At 73.1% G+C, this 23,153-nt stretch carries 21 protein-coding genes and 1 CRISPR repeat array; of the genes, 8 read left to right on the top strand and 13 right to left on the bottom strand.

Translation table 11 applies throughout. The annotated features are described in order from the left end of the window. Window positions 1-70 precede the first annotated feature (70 nt). Genes FRAQA3DRAFT_RS28470 through cas2 form a run of 4 tightly spaced genes read left to right on the top strand, consistent with a single transcriptional unit; the run spans window position 71 to window position 5,222 of the window. The gene (locus tag FRAQA3DRAFT_RS28470; RefSeq protein ID WP_035921654.1) at window positions 71-3,394 is read left to right on the top strand and encodes a CRISPR-associated helicase/endonuclease Cas3; all 3,324 of its coding nucleotides are present in this window, start codon (window positions 71-73) and stop codon (window positions 3,392-3,394) included. Next, window positions 3,391-3,972, top strand: a complete 582-nt coding sequence (locus tag FRAQA3DRAFT_RS28465) for a CRISPR-associated protein Cas4 (protein WP_009742517.1) — start codon at window positions 3,391-3,393, stop codon at window positions 3,970-3,972. Before FRAQA3DRAFT_RS28470 ends, FRAQA3DRAFT_RS28465 begins: the two co-directional genes overlap by 4 nt. Before the next feature lies 1 nt (window position 3,973). Beyond that, complete coding sequence (cas1b, locus tag FRAQA3DRAFT_RS28460; protein WP_009742516.1) at window positions 3,974-4,954, top strand: type I-B CRISPR-associated endonuclease Cas1b; 981 nt, start codon at window positions 3,974-3,976, stop codon at window positions 4,952-4,954. A gap of 4 nt (window positions 4,955-4,958) precedes the next feature. Further along, window positions 4,959-5,222 (top strand): CRISPR-associated endonuclease Cas2, encoded by a 264-nt coding sequence (gene cas2 / locus FRAQA3DRAFT_RS28455; protein ID WP_009742515.1) that lies wholly within the window; start codon window positions 4,959-4,961, stop codon window positions 5,220-5,222. A 109-nt stretch (window positions 5,223-5,331) separates the two neighbouring features. Continuing rightward, a CRISPR array of direct repeats spans window positions 5,332-6,101; the repeat unit is 30 nt; unit sequence GTCGCTGATCATCCCTGGAGGGATCGCAAC. Window positions 6,102-6,428: 327 nt separating this feature from the next. On the opposite strand, the gene FRAQA3DRAFT_RS28450 is transcribed toward cas2, so the two are convergent. Next, on the bottom strand, window positions 6,429-7,181 hold the full coding sequence (locus tag FRAQA3DRAFT_RS28450) for an IclR family transcriptional regulator (protein ID WP_009742514.1): 753 nt from the start codon (window positions 7,179-7,181) through the stop codon (window positions 6,429-6,431). 188 nt (window positions 7,182-7,369) lie between these two features. Between FRAQA3DRAFT_RS28450 and FRAQA3DRAFT_RS28445 the strand changes: the two genes are divergently transcribed. Next, complete coding sequence (locus FRAQA3DRAFT_RS28445) at window positions 7,370-8,023, top strand: nitroreductase family protein (RefSeq protein ID WP_009742513.1); 654 nt, start codon at window positions 7,370-7,372, stop codon at window positions 8,021-8,023. A 39-nt stretch (window positions 8,024-8,062) separates the two neighbouring features. Here the strand turns inward: FRAQA3DRAFT_RS28445 and FRAQA3DRAFT_RS28440 are convergent, their stop codons facing one another. Together FRAQA3DRAFT_RS28440 and FRAQA3DRAFT_RS28435 are read right to left on the bottom strand one after the other, a co-directional pair. Continuing rightward, a complete protein-coding gene (locus tag FRAQA3DRAFT_RS28440; RefSeq protein WP_369809384.1) occupies window positions 8,063-8,923 on the bottom strand; it encodes an SAM-dependent methyltransferase in 861 nt (286 codons plus the stop codon). Between the two features lie 109 nt (window positions 8,924-9,032). Further along, window positions 9,033-10,055, bottom strand: coding sequence for a LysR family transcriptional regulator (locus FRAQA3DRAFT_RS28435; RefSeq protein WP_009742511.1), 1,023 nt, complete (start codon window positions 10,053-10,055; stop codon window positions 9,033-9,035). Between the two features lie 271 nt (window positions 10,056-10,326). Between FRAQA3DRAFT_RS28435 and FRAQA3DRAFT_RS28430 the strand changes: the two genes are divergently transcribed. Together FRAQA3DRAFT_RS28430 and FRAQA3DRAFT_RS28425 are read left to right on the top strand one after the other, a co-directional pair. Further along, window positions 10,327-11,037 (top strand): siderophore-interacting protein, encoded by a 711-nt coding sequence (locus FRAQA3DRAFT_RS28430; protein WP_232292178.1) that lies wholly within the window; start codon window positions 10,327-10,329, stop codon window positions 11,035-11,037. A gap of 65 nt (window positions 11,038-11,102) precedes the next feature. Further along, window positions 11,103-11,771 carry an O-methyltransferase gene (locus FRAQA3DRAFT_RS28425; protein ID WP_009742509.1) on the top strand — a complete coding sequence of 223 codons (669 nt, stop codon included), beginning with the start codon at window positions 11,103-11,105 and terminating at the stop codon, window positions 11,769-11,771. Between the two features lie 8 nt (window positions 11,772-11,779). On the opposite strand, the gene FRAQA3DRAFT_RS28420 is transcribed toward FRAQA3DRAFT_RS28425, so the two are convergent. Continuing rightward, window positions 11,780-12,481 carry an SDR family NAD(P)-dependent oxidoreductase gene (locus tag FRAQA3DRAFT_RS28420; RefSeq protein ID WP_009742508.1) on the bottom strand — a complete coding sequence of 234 codons (702 nt, stop codon included), beginning with the start codon at window positions 12,479-12,481 and terminating at the stop codon, window positions 11,780-11,782. A 137-nt stretch (window positions 12,482-12,618) separates the two neighbouring features. Here FRAQA3DRAFT_RS28420 and FRAQA3DRAFT_RS28415 point away from each other — a divergent pair, with 137 nt between their 5' ends. Then, complete coding sequence (locus FRAQA3DRAFT_RS28415; protein ID WP_009742507.1) at window positions 12,619-13,476, top strand: helix-turn-helix transcriptional regulator; 858 nt, start codon at window positions 12,619-12,621, stop codon at window positions 13,474-13,476. 68 nt (window positions 13,477-13,544) lie between these two features. Here FRAQA3DRAFT_RS28415 and FRAQA3DRAFT_RS28410 read toward each other — a convergent pair whose 3' ends face one another. The 9 genes from FRAQA3DRAFT_RS28410 to FRAQA3DRAFT_RS28370 all read right to left on the bottom strand — a co-directional run bounded on the left by FRAQA3DRAFT_RS28410 (window position 13,545) and on the right by FRAQA3DRAFT_RS28370 (window position 22,658). Beyond that, entirely contained in the window at window positions 13,545-14,795 is a 1,251-nt protein-coding gene (locus FRAQA3DRAFT_RS28410) for an ABC transporter permease (RefSeq protein ID WP_009742506.1), read from the bottom strand. Further along, a complete protein-coding gene (locus FRAQA3DRAFT_RS28405; RefSeq protein WP_009742505.1) occupies window positions 14,792-15,592 on the bottom strand; it encodes an ABC transporter ATP-binding protein in 801 nt (266 codons plus the stop codon). The genes FRAQA3DRAFT_RS28410 and FRAQA3DRAFT_RS28405 overlap by 4 nt, the downstream gene beginning before the upstream one ends. After that, a complete protein-coding gene (locus FRAQA3DRAFT_RS28400) occupies window positions 15,589-16,659 on the bottom strand; it encodes a peptidoglycan-binding protein (RefSeq protein ID WP_009742504.1) in 1,071 nt (356 codons plus the stop codon). Before FRAQA3DRAFT_RS28400 ends, FRAQA3DRAFT_RS28405 begins: the two co-directional genes overlap by 4 nt. Before the next feature lie 20 nt (window positions 16,660-16,679). Then, window positions 16,680-17,390, bottom strand: a complete 711-nt coding sequence (locus FRAQA3DRAFT_RS31880; protein ID WP_009742503.1) for a hypothetical protein — start codon at window positions 17,388-17,390, stop codon at window positions 16,680-16,682. A 674-nt stretch (window positions 17,391-18,064) separates the two neighbouring features. Beyond that, window positions 18,065-19,474 carry a cell wall metabolism sensor histidine kinase WalK gene (locus tag FRAQA3DRAFT_RS28390; protein WP_157468784.1) on the bottom strand — a complete coding sequence of 470 codons (1,410 nt, stop codon included), beginning with the start codon at window positions 19,472-19,474 and terminating at the stop codon, window positions 18,065-18,067. Window positions 19,475-19,604: 130 nt separating this feature from the next. Next, window positions 19,605-20,270, bottom strand: coding sequence for a response regulator transcription factor (locus tag FRAQA3DRAFT_RS28385; protein WP_009742501.1), 666 nt, complete (start codon window positions 20,268-20,270; stop codon window positions 19,605-19,607). A gap of 175 nt (window positions 20,271-20,445) precedes the next feature. Further along, on the bottom strand, window positions 20,446-21,321 hold the full coding sequence (locus FRAQA3DRAFT_RS28380; RefSeq protein ID WP_009742500.1) for a neutral zinc metallopeptidase: 876 nt from the start codon (window positions 21,319-21,321) through the stop codon (window positions 20,446-20,448). A gap of 167 nt (window positions 21,322-21,488) precedes the next feature. After that, a complete protein-coding gene (locus FRAQA3DRAFT_RS28375; protein WP_009742499.1) occupies window positions 21,489-21,908 on the bottom strand; it encodes an ester cyclase in 420 nt (139 codons plus the stop codon). A 120-nt stretch (window positions 21,909-22,028) separates the two neighbouring features. After that, window positions 22,029-22,658, bottom strand: coding sequence for a hypothetical protein (locus tag FRAQA3DRAFT_RS28370; protein ID WP_009742498.1), 630 nt, complete (start codon window positions 22,656-22,658; stop codon window positions 22,029-22,031). Window positions 22,659-23,153: the final 495 nt, after the last annotated feature.

Below are 23,153 nucleotides of genomic sequence, written 5' to 3'. Positions count from 1 at the left end.
GACGCAGGCCCGGAGTGCACGGGCCCAGCAGGCGGGTGAGGTACCGGTGGGTGGGGCACCGGTGGGTGGTATGCCGGTGAGCGGCGCGACCGGTTGGCGGCGGCCGGCGACAGCCGTGGACGCGCTGCGGGTGGAGCTCGCCGTCCCGGTCGCGTCGTTCCGCGACCCGATGTTCCCCGGGGTGTCCCGCTGCCTGCCGGTGCCACCGCCGTCCACGGTTCGCGGCATGCTGGCCGCGGCGACCGGACGGGCCAGCGAAACCGTCCCGCTCGGTCTGGCGGCGAGCGCCACGGCGAACGGCGTCGACCTGGAGACCTACCATCCGATCGCGGCCGACGGCTCCAACCCGGCCATCGGCGGCCGGGTCGCCCCCGGCAAGGGTGGGATGACCATCCGCGAACGGCCGTTTCTCACCGGCGTCCAGGTCACGCTGTGGATCCCCGGCGCGCAAGGGCGCCGGATCGAGGCGGCGTTGCGCCGGCCGGTGTGGGGGCTGCGCCTCGGCCGCTCCCAGGATCTCGTGCACCTGGTCGGACCGCCGCGCTGGACGGTGCTGCATCCGGCGGAGCGAGCGGTCGTCGGCCATGCCGTCGCGCCCGCCGACGGGCATGCGGCGCCGCAGGCGGTGTCGCTGCGAATGGCCGTCGCCGTCAGCGCCGACCGGCTGAGCACCGACTACCGCTCGTTTCTGTGGTGCGCCGATGCCGCCGGAACGCACGCCGTCCACGGCGCCTATCGGGATGACCTCGACGGCCAGGCCGTCTGGCTGCTCGACGGCGACACGACGACCGACCACGAGGAACCTGCCGCGAGTGAACTCGGTACGGTGCTGGCGAAATCGGCCGACCGTTCGCCCGGCGGCCAGCCCGAACGGCTCACCGCGCACTCCGAGGCGGTGCGCGACGCCGCCCGCGCGGTGGCAGCCCGCATCGGGCCGGCCGGCCCGATCGCCGCCGAACCCCGCTTCTGGGAGTGGGCCGAGCGGGCCGCGCTGCTGCACGACACCGGCAAGGTCGCCGAAGGCTTCCAAAGGCAGGTCCGCCCCGGCGGCGAGGCGTGGGGCGAGCGGCACGAGGTGCTGTCCCTCGCCTATGTCGACCTGTTCGATCCCGAGACCGCAGCCTCCCAGGCCGCAGGTTCCCGGGCCGCGACCGACCGGCTCATGGCCGCCACCGGCGTCCTGTTCCATCACCGGGCGCTGACGTCCAACCAGGCACCACGCCGCACATCCGAAGAGCCGCTGACCTACCGCTATCTCGACGACACCGACTGGCGCCGCCGGTTCGGGCAGAGCACGGATGACGATGTTCGGCAGGGCAAGCCTCGCATCCAGATTCCACGGCAGCGGCACGCCGAGCTGCTGGCCTGGCTCGCCGACCAACTCGCCCTGACCCCGGACCCGAGCGCCCGCGGCAAACTGTGGGAGCGTGCTCGGGCGCTGTTCCTCGCGACCCGCGACCACTGGATCGACCCTGTTCCCGAACGGGACGGCCTGCTTGCCGTGCTGCTTCAGGGCGCGGTGACGCTCGCCGACCATGCCGGCTCGGCGCACGTCCCGCTCCAGACCCACATGCCGCTGCCCCGCCGGTTCCTCGACCGGATCCCCGCGCCCTACGATCACCAGCGGGCCGCGGCGGCCGCCGAAGGGCACCTGATCGTGCTCGCCCCGACCGGCAGCGGCAAGACCGAGGCCGGCCTGGCGTGGGCGTCCGTCCGGCTCGACGGGATGCCCGGCCAGCCGCGGCTGGTGTGGGTGCTGCCCTACAGAGCATCGATCGACGCCGCCGCCGACCGCTTCCGCGACGACCTCGACCCGCCACCCAGCCACGACCCGCCACCCAGCCACGAAGCGCCACCCAGCCACGAAGCGCCACCCGGGCACGACCCGTCGTCCGGGCACGGCGAGCCACGGCCTGGCCCGGGTGAGCGGTCCAACCCGGTCAGGCCGGACATCGGCATCCTGCATGCGACGGCCGCGCGGACGCTGCTGGAACGGGCGGTCGCCGAGGACTGCGCACCCCCGGCGGAGGCCGCGCTCAAAGCGCGGGCGCGGGCCGGCGCGATGCGCCTGTTCGCCCAGCGGGTGCGGGTCGCGACGCCGCACCAGCTCCTGCGGGCCGCCATCGCCGGGCCGCGCTACTCGTCGGTGCTGCTCGAACAGACGAACTGCCTGATCGTGCTTGACGAGCTGCATGCCTACGACCCGGTGACGTTCGGCCGGATCTGCGCGGCGATGCGGCTGTGGTCGCAACTCGGCAGCCAGGTGGCGGTGCTGTCCGCGACCCTCGCCAAGCCCATGATCGAACTCGTGCAGGACAGCTTGGACGGGTCGGTCGAGGTGGTGCGCGCCGCGCCGGGCACGGCTCCAGACCGGCATCGGCTCGTCCTCGCCAACGAACCGATCACCGCCCCGACCAGCCTCGATGCCGTCCGCCGCTGGCTGGCCGAGGGCCGCTCCGTCCTCGTCGTCGCCAACACCGTCCGCACCGCGCAGCAGCTCTACGCCGACCTCGTGCCCGCCGCGCGGGCCGCCTCGCGCGACATCGACGGGAAAGCTGATCCGGACGCGGCGGTCCTGCTGCACTCGCGGTTCAAAGCGCGGGACCGGGCGGCGATCGAGCGACGCATCCTCGCCCGTCATCCCGAACGACAGCCGGGCGATCCGGCGCGACGGGCCGGTGGGCTCGTCGTCTCCACCCAGGCGCTGGAGGTGTCGCTGTGCCTCGACTTCGACCGGGGGGCCAGCGAGCTGGCACCGATCGAGGCTGTCGCGCAGCGGGCCGGCCGGGTGAACCGGCGCGGCCGGCATCCCGACGGCCCGGTCGAGTTCCGCGTCCACCCGGTCGAGAAGCACCTGCCCTATGAGGAGGAGGCGCTGGTCGCGGCCTGGTCGGCGCTGCGCTCCACCGCCGACACCGGTCCGACAATCTCCGAGCAGACGGTCGCGGCCTGGCTGGACCACGTCTACGCGACCGACTGGGGGCGGCGCTGGGCGGCGACCGCCCGCCAGCACCGCGACGCGTTCTCGACGAGCTTTTTTACCTTCCGGCGCCCGTTCGACGACCGTTCGGAATTCGCCCAGGGCCTCGCCGAACAGTTCGACACCGTCCACGTCCTGCATCGCGACGACCTCGCCGAGTACCGTGAGCTCGCCGACCGCGACCATGGTGATCCGCTGCTCGCCGAGGGGCTGCTCATCCCGATTGGCTTCCACCAGTACCTGCGGTTGGCGAAGGCGGGCCGCGCCGAGGTCCATCGGAGTCTTCGGCTGGCCACGGTCGACGCGCCGTATTCCGCGGAAACCGGCCTCGATCTGACCGTTCTCGACGACGAGAACGCCCGTGCGGATGATCGTTCGGGAATTCGGCCGGACTTTCTGGACACGGTGCTGTGAACGGGGCGGGCGACCCGGTGGAGGCGGACTCGGCTGCCGACGGCGGCACGCCGCGCGCTGCCCAGGGGCCGACGCCGGAGCCGGATGCGGAGCCGGAGCCGCTCGGCGGCGTCCACGTCAAATATCTGCTGCACTGCCCACGGCAGCTCTGGCTGTACATGCGGGGCTACCGCCCGGAGGGTTCCAGCGACCTCGTCTCGTTCGGCGAGATCGTCGACGAGACGACGTTCACCCGCCGCCGCGACGTCGACCTGGGCGAGGCGAAGATCGACTGGGTGACGACGGGTGCGGTCGTCCACGAGACGAAGTCGTCGCGGGCCCCGAGCCCCACGCACGAGGCCCAGGTGCGGCACTACTGCCTGCTGCTGGAACGGCGCGGCGTCAACGTTCGCAGCGGGATCATCCACTATCCGCTGATCCGCCGCACCGTCACCGTCGACTGGGACGACGACGCGCGCCGACGTGCCCTCGACACCGAGATGCAGGCCCGCGCGGTGATCTCCGCGCCGGTCATTCCGCTCCGGCTGGAACGCCGCCGCTGCCGGGGTTGTTCGTACACCGACTACTGCTGGGGATGATATGGCCGCCGCCGGGAGAACCTACTGGTTGACGGAACCGTGCCGGATTCGGCGCGAAGACAACAGCCTGCGGATCGAACGGGCCGACAGCACGCCCGTCCGCCTACCTATCACCGATATCCGTGACCTGGTTACCTTCGACCACGTCGACATCAACACGGCGGCCGTGTCGTTACTCGGCCGGCACGGCGTCGTCGTCCACATCCTCGACCACTACGGCAATTACGCGGGTGCTCTCATGCCGGCGGAGGACATGTCGTCCGCGCAGGTGGTGCGGGCGCAGGTCGAACTGACCGCAGACCCCGCGCGACGGGCCGCCATCGCCCGCTCCCTGATCGCGGCCACCGCGGCGAACGTCCGCTGGGCGCTGGAAACCGACCTGCTCGACGGGCCTCTGGCCGCACTCGACGGGCGCCTCGCCGCCGCGGAGAGCAGCGAGGAGCTGATGGGCGCCGAAGGCACTTTCCGCCGGTCGGCATGGGGCGTGTTCGACACGATCCTGCCCGCCTGGCTCCGCCTCGACGGCCGAACCCGCCGGCCGCCGTCGAACGCGGGCAACGCCTTCATCAGCTACGCGAACAGTGTCGTCTACGGCCGGGTCCTGACCGCCCTGCGGGCCACTCCCCTGCATCCCGCGATCGGTTTCCTGCATGCGGACACCGACCGGCGCCGCAACACCCTCGCGCTCGACCTCGCCGAACCGTTCAAGCCGCTGTTCGCCGAACGCCTGCTCCGTCGTGCCGCAGCCCAGAAATCCCTCCGTCCGTCAGACTTCGAAGCCGATGTGGGCGCGGCGTCCCTGAGCCGAGAGGGCCGAAAGAAGGTCTCGGTGATGATGCGTGAGGAACTCGCCTCCACCGTTTTCCACCGCACGCTGAAGCGAAAGGTCTCCTACGAGGAACTGATCCATCTGGAGGCGCTCAAGCTGGTGCGACTCTGTCTGGAGGGCACCCCGTACACGCCGTTCCGGCCGTGGTGGTAGCGAGATGTTCGTCGTTCTCGTCTACGACACAGCCGCCGAGCGCAACCCGAACGCCCTGCGCACCTGCCGCAAGTACCTGCACTGGGTCCAACGCAGCGTCTTCGAGGGTGAGCTGTCCGCCGCCCAGTACCGCGCCCTGATGACCACTCTGCGCGACCAGCTCGACCTCACCTACGACAGCATCCGCGTCTACCGCACCCGCTCCCCCGCCCTTGTCGAAACCGAATGGCTCGGCGTCCCCCTGGGCAACCAGGACTCCGTCCTCTAACCAAACGATCAAAACCCTGACCTGCACGGTTGCATTACCGCCGAACCGCCGCAAGATCGCCCCCTCACCCCCATCCCACGGCGTCCCTGACCTGCATCTTTACTATGGGGTCGCTGATCATCCCTGGAGGGATCGCAACGCGGTCCACACCCTGTCGAAGACGCCGCGGCAGTGGTCGCTGATCATCCCTGGAGGGATCGCAACCTGCTTTTATTTTGCTGCGTTTTCGGGCCGCTGCGTGGCGGTCGCTGATCATCCCTGGAGGGATCGCAACCGATGCTCCTGCTCGGCCTGGCGACGGTCGTGTGGTGCGGTCGCTGATCATCCCTGGAGGGATCGCAACGCGTGCGTGGCGCGCAGGGGCCGTATCGGAGCCCCTCAGGTCGCTGATCATCCCTGGAGGGATCGCAACATGTACGTCGCGTCGATGTCGCCAACCACGTTGGCCAACGTCGCTGATCATCCCTGGAGGGATCGCAACATCACCAGATAGAGCGGCGGGACCGTTGCCATCACGTCGCTGTCGCTGATCATCCCTGGAGGGATCGCAACGCGAGGCGGTCCGTGCCGATCGCGGTGGAGACCGTACCGGTCGCTGATCATCCCTGGAGGGATCGCAACGACGAGGGCACAACGGTCACAGATCCGAGTTTTGTCGCTGATCATCCCTGGAGGGATCGCAACGCCCCCAGGGCGAGCCGGCGGAAACCGTGTTCGTCCGCGTCGCTGATCATCCCTGGAGGGATCGCAACGGGGCTACCGCCGCCTATGCCGCCGGGGCACGGGTCGCTGATCATCCCTGGAGGGATCGCAACCGGCTGCCACTGCGGTGGTCGGGGTGGGGTTCGCGTCGCTGATCGTCCCTGGAGGGATCTCAACGCGGCCTGCCGGACGGCCATCGGAGGCCAAGCTCCGACCACCATCTCGACGATCATGGGTTCGGTAGCGTCAAGCGCCGACCGCGGCCGATTGCGGTGCATTCTGTGCGGTCTGGGCTCGCAGACTGTGTATCGCGTACCGCAGTGCGGCCCCGCCCCGGCGATCATGGTGTTCGGCGGAGCTGCACGCCACGGACTGCCTCCAAAGCCAAGTACCTTCGCCCATGGTCCAGCGATCCCGCGGTTCCGCGGTTCCGCGGAACCGCGGCCCGTTTCGACGGTGACCCGGCCGTCGACGAGCACTCATGGATCGAGTCGAACGACAGGGTCAGGGCGATCGTCGGGACCCGCTGAAGCGCGGCTCGGTGATCAGATCGGGTGGGGTGAGGTGGGCGGTGAGGGCGGCGGCTGTTGCGGCGAGCAGGGGGGCGGCGCGGCGCGCGGCCGGCACGGACGGTGCAGTCACGGAAAGCGCCGCGGCCGGGCCGGCCTCGCCCATCGGACCCACCGGGGCGGCGATCTCGCACTCCCCCAGACGCCTCTCCTCCTTGGCCATCGCCGGCGAGCCCCTGCGGATGGCGGCGAGCTGGCGCAGGAGCAGCCCCGGCGCGGTGACGGTGTAGGGGGTGATCCGGACCAGGTTGCCCATGATCTGCCGCAGCAGGGCGTCAGGACCGTGGGCCAGAAAGAGTTTGCCCGCCGCCGTCGTGTGCAGGGGCAGGCGTGACCCCTTCACCATCGCGCCGCCCAGCTCGTCGACGACGAGCAGCCGGTCACCGTCGAGGCAGGTGAGAGCGACGGCCCGGCCCGTCGCCGTCCTCAGTCCGCGCAGGTAGGGCTGACCGGCTTCGGTGAGCCGACGCTGGCAGGGGACCTGGCCGCCCAGCACCCACAGCCGGGTCCCGAGCCGGTACGACCCGTCCGCCTGGCGTTCCAGTCCTCCCCACGCCACAAGTTCCCGCACGAGCCGCAGCGCCGTCGGCAACGGCAGACCGGTCCGCGCCGCGATCGTCGTCAGCCGCAGGCAGGTCGCCCCGTCGAACACGTCCAGGACAGACAGCGCTCTTCCTACCGCCGACATGCCACCGCCACCGCCTTCCGGACGCCGCCCCGTCCCCAGGCTTCGCGCGACCGCGTCACGGCGAGGCACTCCGAGCGCTCATCACTGCGCGGCTTTCACCTGATGAAACCGGACGCTACCGCCCCGGCGGCGCTGCCGGGCAACCTGTGGAGGCCCCGATCCGCCCCGGGCCCACGGGAGGAACCCGCATGCTGCTGGATCTGTCGTCCGACGAGCTGTTGTCCACCACCCGGGCGGTGCGCCACCGGCTGGACCTGTCCCGGCCGGTGCCGTGGGAGCTCATCCAGGAGTGCGTCGAACTCGCCGTGCAGGCACCGACCGGCCGCAACCGGCAGCGTTGGCACTTCGTCGTCGTCACCGACTCCGAGCAGCGCCGGGCACTCGCGGACGTCTTCCGGCGGGCGGTCGCCGCGGCCGACCCGCACGCCAGCCCGCTGACGCGGCGCGACGTCGAGCGGATGCACGCCCATCCAGAGTCACTGGCCAGGATTGGCAGCGGCTTCCAGCACCTCTACGACAACATCCACCGGGTACCCGCGATCGTCGTCCCCGGTGTGGAGGGACGGACCGACGGCGCGTCCGTCCTCGCCCAGGCGATGACCTGGGGTTCGATCCTGCCGGCCGTGTGGAGCTTCATGCTCGCCGCCCGTGCACGGGGGTTGGGCACGGTGTGGACGACCGCGCAGGCGCCCCTCGAACGGGAGATGGCCGCGCTGCTGGGCGTCCCGTACGACCGGGTGATGCTGGCCGCGTTCATCCCCCTCGCCTACACCGTCGGCACCGACTTCCGACCGGGTCCCCGAGTTCCCCTCGACCAGGTGCTGCACCGCGACCACTGGTGACGGCGAGGGTGGCGGCAGACCCCGGGGAAGGCGGCGGGACTACGGCTTGCGGGCGATGCCGCCGTAGCCGCTGACCTGGGCGTCGGTGAGGTCGGGTGGGACATCGGCGTCGGGGCGCCAGCGGTGCAGAGGCTGGACGCCGGGCTCGACCGGCTCCAGACCGACGAACAGGGACTCCACCTCGGCGCGGCTGCGGGCCGCGGCGGGGATGCCGCGGTCCAGGTAGGTCTGCACGAGCCGCGCCACTCCCTGGTCGTAGTCGGCCGTCGAGTGGGTGATGACGACATGGCTGCCGGACGGCAGGCCGTCCACGAAGCGGCGCACGATGCCGTGCGGGTCGTGGTCGTCGGGGAAGAAGTGGAAGATCGCAACCAGGGAGAGCGCGACCGGCTGGGTCAGGTCGAAGGTCGACCGCAGCTCCGCGGAGTCGAGGATGCTCTCCGGGTCGTGCAGGTCGGCGTGGAGGTAGGCGGTTCGGCCCTGGGGCGTGCTGGTCAGCAGCGCGCGGGCGTGGGTGAGCACGATGGGATCGTTGTCGGCGTAGACGACCCGCGCGTCCGGGGCGATGTCCTGCACGACCTCGTGCAGGTTCGGCGAGGTCGGGATGCCGGTACCGACGTCGAGGAACTGGCGGATGCCCACCTCGGCGGCGAGGTAGCGGGCGGCCCTGACCAGGAAGGCGCGGTTCTGCCGGGCGGCGAGCGGCGCGTTCGGGAAGGCGGCGATGGCCTGCTCGGCGGCCTCGCGGTCGGCCGGGAAGTTGTCCTTCCCGCCGAGGTAGTAGTCGTACATCCGGGCCACGTGAGGCTGGTCGACACGCAGATCCACCGGGCCGCTCCGGTGCCCGGCGTCGGCGGCTGATCCCTCGGACCCCGCATCCCGCAGTCCAGTGTCACTCACCGCAGCCACCCCCACCGGCGCATCCGACTCGAAGGACCGAGCCAGAAAACCTTATCCCGCAACGATTCCAGGACTCGGGGAGGACACGATACCCATGGGGTGGCTGGGCCTAGGATTCACCCTGGGTGATTGATCCGCGGATGACGTCGCGGACCTGGGCGCGCAGCCAGCGGTGCGAGGCGTCGGCGTCGAAGCGGGGATGCCAGGCCAGGCCCAGGGGCAGGCTCGGCAGGTCCAGGCCGAGATCGAGGGGCACGAGGCCGAGCGCGGCGAGGCTGTCACGGCCGAGTCGCCGCGGCGCCACGCCGACGAGATCGCTCCGCGCGACGAGCGACAGCGCCACGGTGTGTGACGGGACGGAGGCGGCGACGGTGCGGCGCAGGCCGAGCGCCCCCAGCGCCTCGTCGACCGGGCCGTGCAGCCGGCCGCGGCGTGAGGCGACGATGTGGCGGGCGGCCGCGAGGCGCTGTGGGGTCAGCGCACCCTCGGTGAGCGGGTGCCCGGCGCGGACCACGGCGATCGCGGAATCCTCTCCGAGGGTCTCGACGTGGATCTCCGGCGCGGTGGAGTCGATCTGGCCGATCTCCAGGTCGGCGGTGCCGTCGCGCAGGGGGTCGGCCGACGGCGTCGGCTCCGGCAGAAAGCGCAGGCGGACGCGGGGGGCCCGGCGGGCGAGCCGGTCGAGCAGGTCCACGCCGATCGAGGCGACGAGCATGTCGCTGCCGAGGATGGTGAAGGTCCGGTCCAGGGTGGCGAGGTCCGGCGCCCCCACCGGCGCGAACACGCCGTGGGCGCGCTGGACGAGATCGTGCACCTCGGCGTGGATCTCCAGGGCGCGCGGGGTCGGGACCATGGTGTTGCCGGCGCGCACGAGGATCGGGTCGCCGGTGGCCTTGCGGATTCGTCCCAACGCCCGGCTCACCGCCGGCTCGGTGAGGTGCAGCCGGCGCGCCGCGCCGCTGACGCTCCGCTCGGCCAGCAGCGCGTCCAGGGTGACCAGCAGGTTCAGATCGATGCCGGCGAGCGGTCGAGCCTCGGCGGATTCGCCGGACGCGGCGGCCGGGAGCACGACGGGACGAACCGGCTCCCCGTCACCTCCGGAGGCGGCGGGAAGGTCGGCGGCGGAATGCATGGCATGCATCCTCGCATTGCCGTAGTTGCATTTGAAGGCAGATCGTCGCCGCCCTACGCTCAGCCCTAACGACCTATCGCGATGTTACGCAAACCGTCGAGGAGCTGTCGTGACCGCCGACTCCCCCGCAGCCGTGCCCGCCGAGCCGTCCGATCCAGCAAGGCCATCCAGTCCAGCCAGGCCATCCAGTCCAGCCAGGCCATCCGATCCAGCGAGGCCGTCCGTCGCCGCGGTCCGGCCGAAGCCGGGGCGCCGCCGCCTGCTGGACCGGGTGTTGCTGCGGGTGCGGGTGGCCGCGGTCGAACCGCTCGCCCGGCGCACCCGGCGCATCGTCCTCGCGGGCGAGCCGCTGGCCGGGCTCGGCTGGACGCCGGGGCAGAACGTCACCGTCTTCCTCGCCGACCCGACCTCCTTCGCCTCGTGGCGCCACGGGCCCCGCGACCTCAAGCGCAGCTACTCCGTCTGGGACTACGACCCGGCCGGGCGGCTGGAGCTCGCCGTCTACGACCACGGCGGCGAGTCGCCGGGAGCGAGCTGGTCGCGGACGGTCCGGCCCGGCGACGGCGTCATCGTCACGAAGCCGGACGGGCGTCTCGTCGCCCGCGCCGGCGCACCCCTCCACCTGTTCGCCGGGGACGACACGGGCGCGGTCCCGCTCGGCGCGATCCTGCGCAGCCTCCCCGAATCCGCGCAGACCTTCGCCGTCTTCGAATGCGACGAACCAGACGACGAAATTCCGCTGCCCCGGGCGTCGGCACCGACCTGGGTGCACCGCCACGGCGCGCCGGCGGCGAGTTCGGCGCTGCTGCCGGCCGCCGTCGCCGGGCTCGACCTGCCCGCCGAACCGGGCGTCGCGTACGTCGCCGGCGAGGCCCGCACCGTCCAGGCCGTGCGCGACCACCTCGTCAACGACCGCGGCTGGCCCCGCCGGGACGTCCTCACCCAGCCGTTCTGGACCCCGGGCAAGCGCGGAATGGACTGACCAGGCGCCGGCGAACCACCACACGGCCCATCTCCCACCGCATCTCGGAAAGGGATCGATTCCGCATGCCGTCAGCCCTGCAGGATGCCGCCGTCAGCGCTGTCCTCGACCGCTCGTTCGCCGCCGCCGAGAAGGACGCCATCGCCCTGGACGCGTTCCGGTCGGCGGTGGGGCCGGACCGGACCATCGGGGACCTCACCCCGGCGGAGCTGGCCGACCTCGCCGTCGACGTCTACATGCCGGTGTCACGGGAGGTCGGCACGCTGCTCTATCTGCTCGCCCGTGCCAACCGGCCCGCGCTGACCGTCGAGTTCGGCACGTCCTACGGCATCTCGGCGATCCATCTCGCGGCAGCCGCGCGGGACAACGGCACCGGCCGCGTCATCACCACCGAACTGTCGGAGGCCAAGGCGAAGGCGGCGGCCGGGAACCTCGCCGAGGCCGGCCTGGCCGCGCTCGTCGAGATCCGGATCGGGGACGCCTTCGAGACCCTGCGCGAGCTGCCCGGCCCCGTGGACCTGCTGCTTCTCGACGGCTGGAACCAGCTCTACCTGCCGCTGCTGCGCCTGCTCGAACCCCGGCTCTCCCCGGGCGCCCTCGTCGTCGCCGACGACATCACCCTGTTCCCCGACGAGACCCGCGACTACCTCGACTACGTCCGCACCCCGGGCAACGGCTACACCCCTGTCGAGATCCCCCTCGACGACGGCCTCGACCTCGCCCTGCGCCACTGACCCGATCGTCACCAGGCGGCCGGGCCGGTCTTGTCGAAGTAGCCGCCGGTCGGGCCGTCGGCGCCGATCGAGGCCAGGCGGACGATGACCTCCGCGCCCTCCTCGACGGTCTGGGTGCCCTGGTGGCCGTTGAAGTCGGTGGCGGTGTAGCCGGGGTCGACGGTGTTGAACCGGATGGCGGGGAACGCCTTGGCGTACTGCGAGGTGATCATGACCAGCGCGGTCTTGGAGGAGTGGTAGTCCAGCCCCGTCACCTGGAACTCGATCCGGCTGGGGTCGTTGGTCGCCGCCAGCGAGCCCAGACCGCTGCCGACGTTGACGACGACCGGGGCGTCGCTTTGCGCCAACAGCGGCAGAAAGGCGCGCGTGACCCGCACGACGCCGAAGACATTCGTGTCGTACGTGGCCAGCATGTCGGCCGCGGTGACCTCGCCGAGCCGGCCGAGCTTGCGCGCGCCCACGATCCCGGCGTTGTTGACCAGGACGTCGAGGCGGCCGGCCTCCGCGCGGACGGCCTCGGCGGCGGCCTCGACGGAATCCTCGTCGGTGACGTCGAGCTGAACGAAGCGGGCGCCGAGCCGCTCGGCCGCCTCCCGGCCGCGGCGTGCATCGCGTGCCCCGACGTAGACGGTGTGCCCGGCCTCGGTCAGGCGGCGGGCGGTCTCGAACCCGAGACCCTTGTTCGCTCCGGTGATCAGGGTGGTGGTCATGTCGTGGTCATCTCCGACGATCGCGGGCTGGTGTCCCTCCACCGTCGCCGTACCCCGGACGGGCAGCCAGTGCCCGCCGTTGCCAGTGGACTGCCAGTACCAGGCTGTCCCGATGCCGCAGCCGGATACTGGGGACCGTGAGCGGATCCAGGGAACTGGGCCGGGCGCTGCGTGGCTGGCGCGACCGCACGGCCCCGGCCACCGTGGGGCTGCCCGTCGGCGGAGTACGTCGGGCTGCCGGGCTGCGCCGCGAGGAAGTGGCGCAGCTCGCCGGCCTCTCGGTGGATTACCTCGTCCGGCTGGAGCAGGGCCGGGCGACCTCCCCGTCCGCGCAGGTGCTGTCCGCGCTCGCCCGCGCCCTGCGCCTGTCCCCGGCGGAACGAGAGCATCTGTACCTGCTCGCGGGCCAGTGGGCGCCGGGTCCCGGGCAGGTGTCGGCGCACATCCCGCCGGGGGTCCGGCGGCTGCTCGACCAGCTCGACGGCGCGCCGCTGAGCGTGTGGGACGCGGCCTGGAACCTGATCCTGTGGAACCCGTTGTGGGCCGCCCTGATCGGGGACCCGTCCGCGCGGCCCGGACGGGAGCGCAACATCGTCTGGCTGCATTTCATCGACCCGCCGTGCCGGATCAGTAACACCCCCGAGCAGGAGGTCCGCTTCAGGGCGGCCATGGTCGGCGATCTGCGAGCGGCGGCCGCCCGCTACCCCGCCGACGCCGGCCTGCGCGCCCTGATCAAGGACCTGAGGGCCGCCAGCACCGCCTTCGCGGACCTGTGGGACGCCGGAGCCGTCGGTGTCCACGAGGCGGTCACCAAGACCGTCCACCACCCCACCGTCGGCGTGCTCACCCTCGACTGCGACGTGCTCACCGCTCCCGGCGCAGACCTGCGCATCGTCGCCTACACCGCCGCCCCCGGGAGCGACGCCGCCGACCGACTCCGGCTCCTCGACGTCATCGGCACCCAGGCCATGGCCGCAGACAGCACCCCGCAATAGCAGCCGGCGGCCGACCCGCCTCGGCCTCGCCATCCGCCGCTGATCCCGCGACTTCCCTCGAAGCCGGGTCAGACGGCACGGACGGCCTCGGCGGGGGCGAGGCGGGCGGCGCGGGCCGCCGGGTAGAGGCCGGCCAGGCCACCGACGACCAGGGCGGCGAGGATGCCGCCACCGAGGCCGAGCAGCGGCACCCGGACCGGCCAGTCCATGGCCAGCGCGTAGCCGAGGGTGAGACAGCCGCCGACCGCCACCCCGGCGACCCCGCCAACACCGGCCTGCACCAGCGCCTCGACCAGGAACTGGGCGCGGATGTGCCGGCGGGTGGCGCCGAGCGCGCGGCGCACGCCGATCTCGCCGCGGCGTTCCATCACCGAGATGACCATGACGTTCGCGATGCCGACCCCGCCGACCAGCAGCGCCACCCCACCGAGCCCGAGCAGCAGAGTGGTGAAGGCGGTGTTCGTCGCGGCCCGGGCCGCCAGGGCGTCGGCGGGCCGGGTGACCTGGACCTGCGCGGGATGGCGCGGGTCGGCGGTCGCGGCGGCGACGTCGCGCACGGCGTTGATGTCCGACGGGTCGGCGCGTAGGTAGATGGTGCTCGGCGAGCCCTGGTAGCCGAACCGGTCCGTGGCGACGCCGACGCCGATCATCGCCGCGTTGTCGAGTTCCGGCGCCAGCGGCATCGGTGCCAGGATGCCGACGGCGGCGAACCACTGGTCGCCGAGCCACACCATCTGCGGCCCGAGGGCGAGGTCGACGCCTTGGCGCCGGGCGGCCGTGGCGCCGAGGACGACCGTCGGGTAACGCCCGGGGGTGGCGTCGAGCCAGTGCCCGGCGGCGACGGTGCCGTGCAGGGTGCCCAGCAGGCCCGGGTCGGCGGCGAGTACGACGGTGCCCCGGGTGATCGTCCGCGGGAGCTGGTCGCTGCGCCGCAGGGTGACATCGAGCTGGGCGGTGGTCGCGGCGGCCTGGACCGCGTCGAGGTGCGCGAGCCGGCGGCGGGCGTCCGCGGGCAGCTCGGCGGGGCCGCCGGCGAGGGCCTGCCCCGGCGTCACGGTCAGGTAGTTCGTGCCGAGCCGGTCGAGCACCGCCAGCACGTTCGCCCGGGAGGACGCGGAGATGCCGACGATGGCGACCACAGCCGCGATCCCGATCGCGATGCCGACGGCCGTGAGCAGCGTGCGGCCGCGCCGGCCGAGCAGCCCGAGCACGCCGAGCCGGACGGCGTCGCGCGGGTCCAGCACCGACCGTTCCCACCCCCGCCGGCCGGCCGTGTCCCGACCCCCGGCCGGCCCGGTCCGGGTGTCCACGCTGTTCACGTGCCCGCCTGCCCCCGCGCCCGACCGCCGTCCGGCGGCGCGACGTCCGGGGGCGCGACGTCCAAGGGCACGACGTCCAAGGGCACGACGTCCGGAGGCACGACGTTCGGCGGGGAGGTCGCGCGGCCGTCGCGCAGGACGATGCGGCGCGCGGCGGCGCGGGCGACGGCGTCGTCGTGGGTGATGAGTACGAGCGTCACGCCGTCGGCGTGCAGGGCGGCGAACAGGTCCATGATCTCGGCCCCGGTGCGGGAGTCCAGGTTGCCGGTCGGTTCGTCGGCGAGCACGAGCGCCGGCTCGCCCACGATCGCCCGAGCGATCGCCACCCGCTGGCACTCGCCGCCGGAGAGCTGCGCGGGCCGGTGCCGCAGCCGGGCGCCGAGCCCGACCCGGCGCAGCGCCTCGACCGCTCGCTCCCGGCGCCGCGCCGCGCCGATCCCCCGGTAGAGCAGCGCGGCGGCGACGTTGTCCACGGCGCTGAGCCGGGGCAGGAGGTGGAAGGATTGGAAGACGAAGCCGAGCGTGTGCCCGCGCAGGGCGCTGAGCGCGTCGTCGTCGCGGCCGGCGACGTCGTGCCCGTCGATCCGGACGACGCCGGAGGTCGGCGTGTCCAGCGCGCCCATCAGGTTGAGCAGGGTCGACTTGCCGGAGCCGGACGGGCCGACGATCGCGACCCATTCGCCGCGCCGCACTGTCAGGGTGACGCCGTCGAGCGCCCGCACCGGCGAACTCTCGCCGTACTCGCGGACGACGTCGATGAGTTCGAGCACGGGCCGGGATGCCGCCAGGGGGGTCATCGCGGGACCTCCACCTGGTCGCCGGCCCTGACGGCCCCGGTGACCTGCACGTAGCCGTCGCCCCAGGCGCCGGGGGTCACAATGGCGCGGCGGCGGGTGCCGTCGGCGTCGACGATCTGCACGGCGTACCGGCCGCCGGGGATGCCGATGATCGCGGCGGCCGGGACGGCCAGCACGTGTTTCACCACGACGCTGGTGTAGTGGACGGTGACGGGCGCCAGGTCGAGGCCCTGGCCGGCGTCCGGCGTCGTCAGGGCGATCCTGGCCTTGAAGACCTGCTTGTTGTCGGCGTTCAGCTCCAGGGTGGTGGTGACGGACTGGATCGTGCCGGGGACGCGCTCGCCGCCGGGCAGCTCGACCTGCGCGGGAGCGCCCCGGACGACGAGGTCGCGGTCGAGCGGGTCGAGATCGACCAGGACCGTTCGGGCGGTGCTCGACACGGTCATGACCGCCTGGTCCGGTCCGGACGGGCCACCGAGATGGCCGGCCACCTTGGCGATGTGGATGTCCCCGACGACGAAGACCACCTCGCCCAGGGAGAGCACGCCGTCGACCACGGCGCCGGTGGCGGCCTGCAGCTCCTCGACGGCGCGCGTGGTCGCGGCGCCCCAGCGCCGGTCCGGGAAGGTGGCCGAGGGCGTGCCGTGGCCGAGGGCGAGCAGCGCCTGTTCCAGTTCGGCGACGTCGTCACCGTCTGCGGCCCCGGGGCCGAGGTCCCGCCAGGCGGGAATCTTCCCGGCCAGCAGGATCACCGGCCGATCGTCGACCCGCATGAGCACCTTGCCGGAGCCGAGCTCGTCGCCCACCTGGGGCAGGCCGGTGATGGTCCCCACCTTCGGGGTGGCCAGGTCCCGCAGGTCCGGATGGGCGATGACGCCGTCCAGGGTCATGGTCCGGGCCAGGTCGCGCACCTGGGCCGGCACGGTGGTGACCGCGGAGGCCGATCCGGCGCCGGCCGCCGTCGAGCCGCCCGGCCCTGAACCGGCGACCAGCGCCGCCACCAGGGCGATCACCGCGGCCACGACGGCGGCCGCCCAGCCGACGGCGAACGCGCGGCGCCCCGCCACCCGCGGCCTGCGTATCGCGCTCACCCCTGGCCGCCCGGATTCGCGGCGGGCGCCCCGGACGCGCCACCGCCCGGCTGCTGGCAGGCCTGCAGGGCGGCGCTGACGGCCGGATCGTTGCGGTCGAGCTTCCCGCCGAACAGCCCGCCGGACTGCCCCGGCACCGGGTCCGCGACGGCGATCCCGTGCTCGCGCAGGCAGGCGGCGATGGCCTGCAGCTTGTCGTTCAGTTCCCGCTGGGCGCCGGGATCGGTGGGCTTGCGTTCCGCCACCACGCCGGCGAGCAGCCCGGCGCACGCCTTGTCGGCGCCGGTGAACGCCGCCGACGACGTGTCCACGCCCTGGTAGAGCGACGCCGGGTCGCCCGCCTGGGGGTCGGGCATCGCCACGCCGTGCTCCCGCATGCAGCCGGCATAGGCGAGCATCGGATCCCCCGACGGCGACCCAGCCACACCCACGGGCCCCGCCCCCGCCGAGTCCGTCGAGTCACCCCCGCCGCACCCGGTGAGCACGAACAGGATTAGCACAAACGGCACGACGAACAGCCTCACCACCACCCGCATGGGCGGGGTCCGCTCCGGCGCCGCGGCCGGTGACACCTGCGGGAGGGGCGCGACGGCCCGCTCGGGTGAGACGGCCCGCTCGGGTGAGACGGCCCGCTCGGGCGAGACGGCCCAGGGAGGTCGGGTCGTGGCCCGAGTGAGCCAGGCGGGTTTGCGGTCAGCGGTGGCCATGACGGTTCACCTCCGGTGCGGCGGGACTCGACGCACCGGAGGGAGTCCTCCGCCGTGCGTCGGCGACCGGGCCGACGATCCGGGATGAGCCTGCAGTCCACCTGAGCCGAGCTGAGCAGGCGCTGAGTCCGCTGTCCAGTGCGTATCCCGCCAGCCCTCTCGACGAGTGATTCCTAATCGCCGCTGTGACACTAGGTAGTCGCTGATCAGCCCTGCCGGCGCCGCACAGCCACAGCCACAGCCGCCTGCCCCCGCCAATCCGGGTCCCGGCCAGATCGCGGCCAGATCGCGCCGAGGTTTAGTTACGGTTTTTAGGCCTTGGCCGCCGAGAAATCGCGCTTAAACCTCGGCTCGATTTCGCGCACATCCGATCACATAGAGCTAGGAGGGATACGGCTGCCGGTGGGTGTACCGAACACCGAGACGACCCCCCGTGGAGCCCACGAACGTGGTGCATGAAGTGCGATCATCCAGCGACTCGCCGGTCTCCGATCTCGTGATTCCGACGTTGCGGACCGGTTCATACTTCCCGGAATCGCTGTTGACGCTCCGGCCACAGGCGGAACAGACGGATCTCGCTGGTCGCGACGTCCTATCCACTTGAACCCCCACCCACCGGATCGGCGCCCGCCACGTGAGCAATACCGGCCAACAGATCACTACCGGCACGCGCCCTATGCCAGGGGGAGGCGAACCTCGAAGCGGGCGCCGCCGAGGGGGGAGGCGGTGGCCGTGACGGTGCCGCCGTGACGGTGAGCGACGCCGCGGACGATCGCGAGGCCCAGGCCGGAGCCGCCGCTGTCGCGGTTCCGGCCGTCGTCGAGGCGGACGAACCGGTCGAACACCCGCTCCCGGTCGGCGGCCGGGATGCCCGGCCCGTCGTCGTCGACGGTGAGCACGGCCCATCCCTGCGGTGGCCCGATCCGGGGTGGCGGCCCGCTGCCACCGCCGACGTGCCGGAGTCGGACGGCGACCGTGGTCGCGGCATGCCGGTCGGCGTTGTCGAGGAGGTTACGGACCAGGCGGACGAGGTCGGCCTCGACACCGGTCGTGAACACCGGCGCAAGGTCGACGGTGGGCCGGGCGCGGGTCACCGCCGGCAGCTCGCCGGCGACCACCACGGCCAGGTCCACGGGCGCGCCACGGGCCGTCGGCGCCGGGGCGTCGTCGACGCGGGCGAGCAGGAGCAGGTCGCCGGTGAGCCGGTCGAGGCGGCGATGGTCGTCTAGCAGCCGGGTGGCGGCGGGCCGCCACTCGGCGTCCCCCCGGTGCGCGAGGGAGATCTCCAGCTCGGCGCGCATCGCGGCCAGCGGGGTACGCAGCTCGTGGGAGGCGTCGGAGACGAACTGGCGCTGGCGGCGGGCGCCGGCATCGAGCCGGTCGAGCATCGCGTTGAGGGTGGCGGTGAGGCGCTCGACCTCGTCGCCGGTGCGGGCGTGGGGCAGCCGCTCGCCGAGGGTGGAATGGCTGATCGCCTCGGCGCGGCGGCGGACCGACTCGATCGGCCGCAGCGCCCGGTCGACGGCGAACCAGGTCAGCGCACCGACCAGGACCGTCAGCAGCGGGGTGGCGACGAGCAGGGCGCGTTGCACCACGTGGACGCTCGCGGTGACCTGGCCAAGCCGGGAGACCGCGCGAACAGTGCGGGGCCCGTCCGGGGTGCGCACCGTCCGCGACGCCACCACCAGGTTCTTCGCCGGGTGCTCCCGCGAAGGCAGGCCGGCCTCGCCACCCGGGCCACCCGGGCCTGTGGCCCCCGGGCCGGGCACGGCGCCTGGCCGGGTGGCACCGGCGCGAGCCCGCTCCGCCGGGGCAACGGGGTCCGCGACCGGCGGCGGGAGCTGGGCAACCAGCCGGCCAGCCGGGTCGAGCACCTGGATCACGGTGATGTATTCGGCGGGAACGGTGCGCCGGTCGTCGAGGGGGCGGCCGTGGGCGAGCGCGTCGGCGGCCCGGTCGACCTCGGCCCGCGCGGCCGTCTCGGCCCGGCCGAGCAGCGTCCGGGACATGCTGTGCACGAGCAGGACGGATGCCAGCACCAGCGCCGCGCCGACCAGCACCGTCACTGCCGCCGTCAACCGCACCCGCAACGCCCGCACCCGCACCCGCGGCCGATGCCGGAGGCCGAGGCGGAGGCGTCGACCCGGCCGGAGCGGGAGACCCGGCCGGAGCCGGAGACGACGTGGCCATCGGTGGCGGGGGCCGGGGGCAGGGTCAGCCATCCGGATTCACCAGCCGGTAGCCGAGGCCCCGCACGGTGGCGATGCGGGTGACGCCGATCTTGCGGCGCAGCGCCGAGACGTACACCTCGACGACGTTGGCGTCCCCGGTGGCGTCGAGGCCCCACACGGCGTGCAGCAGCCGGTCCTTGGCGACGACGCGGTCGCGGTGGCGCAGCAGCACCTCCAGCAGCGCCCGTTCCCGCGGTTGCAGCACGACGGGCTCGCCGTGCAGCGTGCACTCGCCCGATTCGGGGTCGAGGGTGAGCGCGCCGTGGCCGAGCATCCGCGGCCGCGGGGTCGCGCCGCGCCGGCCGAGCGCCCGCAGCCGCGCGACCAGTACCGCGAACGAGAACGGTTTGCGCAGGTAGTCGTCGGCCCCGGCGTCCAGGCCGTCGACCTCGTCGAACTCGCCGTCCTTGGCCGTGAGCATGAGCACCGGCGTCCAGATCTCGGCCGCGCGCAGCGCGGCCACCACCCGGTAGCCGCTGAGCCTCGGCAGCAGGATGTCGAGGACGACGGCATCGTGCGCGCCCTCCCGGGCCTGCCAGAGCCCGTCCTCGCCGTCGCGGGCGACGTCGACGTCGAACCCCTCCGCGGTCAGCCCGGCGTGCAGCACCTCCGCCAGCCGGGCGTCGTCCTCGACCACCAGCACCCGCATGGCCGCCGATCCCTCCTCGCCACGGGCCGGCGGCGGTCCGCCGGCCCGCACCCGCCGTTCACCCTCCCATCCGCGGCTGAGAACAAGCTGAGCCGCCGCAGGTCGAGGTCCAGGTCCAGGTCGAGGTCCAGGTCGGAATCGGGATCGGGGCGCCGAGGGCCGGCCGGTTGCAAGGTCAGGCGTGGGGGACGGTGCCGCAGGAGGCCAGGGTGGCGCCACGGTAGCCGGTGAGGAAGGAGTCCTTGCGCTGCTGGGCGGAGCCGTGGGTCCACGTCTCCGGGTTGACCTGGCCGGCCTGGGCCTGGATGCGGTCGTCGCCGACGGCCTGGGCGGCACCGAGGGCCTCGTCGAGGTCGGCCTCGCCGATGGTGACGTTGCCGGCGTTGTTCGCCAGCGTGCTCCACACCCCGGCGTAGCAGTCGGCCTGCAGTTCGAGCTGGACGCTGAGCGGGTTCTCCTGGGAGGGGTCGGCCTGCTGGGCCCGGCGGACCCGCGCCTCGGTGCCGGTGAGCGTCTGGAGGTGGTGGCCGACCTCGTGGGCGACGATGTACGCCTGCGCGTAGCGGCCCTGGGCGCCGAAGTTGCGCTGGAGCTGGTCGAGGAAGCCCAGGTCGATGTACACCTTGCGGTCCGGCGGGCAGTAGAACGGCCCGACCTGCGACGACGCCGTGCCGCAGCCGGTGCGCACCGCCTGGGAGAAGTAGACCAGCCGCGGCTTGGTGTAGGTCTGGCCGCTGCGGGCGAACTGGGCGCCCCACACCTCGTTGATCTCGTTGAACGCCTTGAGGACGAAGCAGTCGTCGTACTGGTCGATCGCCCCGGCGGTGTTGCAGCGCTGGGCGACGTCGCCGGACTCGCTGCCGCCGGGCTGCGACAGCGGCGCCCCGGCCGAGTCCGACCCGCCGCCGCCGAGGACCGCGACGAGCAGGTAGATGACCACCCCGAGGATGCCGGCCCCGCCGCCGCCGACCGCGAGCCCCCGGCCGAGCCCCCCGCCCCCGCGCTGATCCTCCAGCTCGGAGGCATCCACCGACTCGTCGTCGAACCGCATGTTCCGCCCTCCGCCGCGTCCCGGGCCCGTCCGATCTGCCCGAGTTCCGCAGGCAGTATGTCCGGGCGGATCAGCCTCCGAACATCGACCCGCCGATCCGGCGGATGATCCGGCCCACCCGCTCGCCGCGCGGCGCGGGCGCGCGGGTGGGGCGGCGGACGCCGGGCTCAGCCGGCGGCGTCGAGCTGGCGGGTCAGCAGGGTCTGGTCGAAGTAGAGGCGGTTCTCGGTGATCAGGCCGTGCTGGACGCGGTAGACCTCGACGACCCGCAGGGTGACGCGCCGCCCGGTCGGGGGGTGCTCGGTGCCGTCGGCGTCGCGCAGGACGCCGGTGTGCGTGGCGGTGAGGGTGTACTCCTCGACGACGAGCTCGCCCTGCTCGGCGAGGATGTGCGTGTCGACGTCCGCGTCGCCGAAGGCGGCGAGGAACTCGGCGCTGTACCCGGCGGCGGCGTCGCGCCCCTCGAGGCGCACCCCGCCCGGGGCCTCGACGACGAGGTTGTCGTCGAGCAGCGAGCGGACCGCGGCCTCGTCACCGGCGTCGAAGGCGTCCAGTGCCCGCTTGACCGTGTCCAGCGCCTCCCCCATCCGGGGTCCTCCCGCTCCGTCGCCGCCACCTCACCGAGGATCGAATCATCCCATCGGGCGCGGCCGCGCGGCGACTGATCACCGGATCCGCGGTTACCGGGCGGGATCGGCGAGCGCCGGTCAGACGCTGGTGGTCGAGCCGGGGCGAAGGATCATCAGGACGGTGACGGTGGCCCAGAGCAGGTTGAAGATGCCGGCGGTCATCGCGAGGCGCTTGGTGCGGGCAAGCGCGAAGCCGTTGCCGTTCGCCGCGGATCCGCTCTCGAGGGCCGCCGCCACGCGCGCGGCCGGCAGGCTCGTGGTCGGCATGTCGGCGGTCGGCAGGTCCATGGCCGAGACGGCCCCGGCGGCGGGCGCCCCGGGCGGCGCCTCGGCGGCGTCGCTGCCGGCGACGTGGGCGGCCGCGGCGGCGGTGATCTCATCGATGAGGTTGCGCTGCGCGGGCAGGATCGCGAAGGCGAGCACGAGCGCGGCGAGGCCGGTCAGCGCGATCGCGGCGATGAGCCAGGTCTGACCGAGCACGTCGAGGCTCTGCGCGGTGAAGAACCCGAACACGACCACGAGCAGGCCGAGCGCGGAGTAGATCCCGCAGATCCGGTACAGCACCCGCGCGATCCCGGCGGAGTGCTCGTCACCCGGCCGGGCCAACGCCGCGCGGGCGGCCGACGGGAACATGCTCGCCGCCACGGTGACCGGCCCGATCGCGATGATCGCGGCCAGGACGTGCACGCTGAGCAGGAACTTGGTCACGGTTTCGCCTCGCGGGACGCCTCGGGCGCCGGCCGCGGCGGCCGGGAGCACAGCAAGCGGTTCACGCAACACACCTCGCCGGAACGGGCACCGCCCGGCCGCGAAGCCACGGAGATCACCAAGCCGCGGGGATCGCCGAGCCGCGGACATCGCGGAGCCAGGGGAAGGAACGGACGGTACGACGTCGACGCTACGACCCGCGGGACGCCGGCACGCTGACAGGATTGCCAGGTATCGCCGTCTTCTCGCCAACCCCCGCCGGTGCCGGCGGCCGCGGACCCGCCCGCCCGCGCCCCCCGAGCGTCGGACCAGCACAAATAGCGCAAATGCCTGCAAAACGCCCGTATGGCGACGGAAAAGAAGCGCGCCCCACCATCGGGCTCCCGCCCGGACCCCCGCCATCGCGCCTGGCCCCGCGACGAGCCGGACCGGGACACGCGACGACCGGGCCGGGACGACCCCCTTCGAGCCACCGCGGGCTCCCGCCGGCAGGCC

This window comes from Frankia sp. QA3 (assembly GCF_000262465.1).
In the GTDB taxonomy this organism is placed as follows: domain Bacteria; phylum Actinomycetota; class Actinomycetes; order Frankiales; family Frankiaceae; genus Frankia.
The sequence above is the reverse complement of the archived record's forward strand: the minus strand, read 5'-3'. Positions and strand labels throughout refer to the sequence as shown.

Excerpts from the sequence above, each read along its gene's own strand:
- FRAQA3DRAFT_RS28470 (WP_035921654.1), top strand. The coding sequence starts at position 71 with ATGCCGGTGAGCGGCGCGACCGGTTGGCGGCGGCCGGCGACAGCCGTG.
- cas1b (WP_009742516.1), top strand. The coding sequence starts at position 3,974 with ATGGCCGCCGCCGGGAGAACCTACTGGTTGACGGAACCGTGCCGGATT.
- cas2 (WP_009742515.1), top strand. The coding sequence starts at position 4,959 with ATGTTCGTCGTTCTCGTCTACGACACAGCCGCCGAGCGCAACCCGAAC.
- FRAQA3DRAFT_RS28450 (WP_009742514.1), bottom strand. The coding sequence starts at position 7,181 with ATGTCGGCGGTAGGAAGAGCGCTGTCTGTCCTGGACGTGTTCGACGGG.
- FRAQA3DRAFT_RS28445 (WP_009742513.1), top strand. The coding sequence starts at position 7,370 with ATGCTGCTGGATCTGTCGTCCGACGAGCTGTTGTCCACCACCCGGGCG.
- FRAQA3DRAFT_RS28435 (WP_009742511.1), bottom strand. The coding sequence starts at position 10,055 with ATGCATTCCGCCGCCGACCTTCCCGCCGCCTCCGGAGGTGACGGGGAG.
- FRAQA3DRAFT_RS28425 (WP_009742509.1), top strand. The coding sequence starts at position 11,103 with ATGCCGTCAGCCCTGCAGGATGCCGCCGTCAGCGCTGTCCTCGACCGC.
- FRAQA3DRAFT_RS28420 (WP_009742508.1), bottom strand. The coding sequence starts at position 12,481 with ATGACCACCACCCTGATCACCGGAGCGAACAAGGGTCTCGGGTTCGAG.
- FRAQA3DRAFT_RS28405 (WP_009742505.1), bottom strand. The coding sequence starts at position 15,592 with ATGACCCCCCTGGCGGCATCCCGGCCCGTGCTCGAACTCATCGACGTC.
- FRAQA3DRAFT_RS31880 (WP_009742503.1), bottom strand. The coding sequence starts at position 17,390 with ATGGCCACCGCTGACCGCAAACCCGCCTGGCTCACTCGGGCCACGACC.
- FRAQA3DRAFT_RS28385 (WP_009742501.1), bottom strand. The coding sequence starts at position 20,270 with ATGCGGGTGCTGGTGGTCGAGGACGACGCCCGGCTGGCGGAGGTGCTG.
- FRAQA3DRAFT_RS28380 (WP_009742500.1), bottom strand. The coding sequence starts at position 21,321 with ATGCGGTTCGACGACGAGTCGGTGGATGCCTCCGAGCTGGAGGATCAG.
- FRAQA3DRAFT_RS28375 (WP_009742499.1), bottom strand. The coding sequence starts at position 21,908 with ATGGGGGAGGCGCTGGACACGGTCAAGCGGGCACTGGACGCCTTCGAC.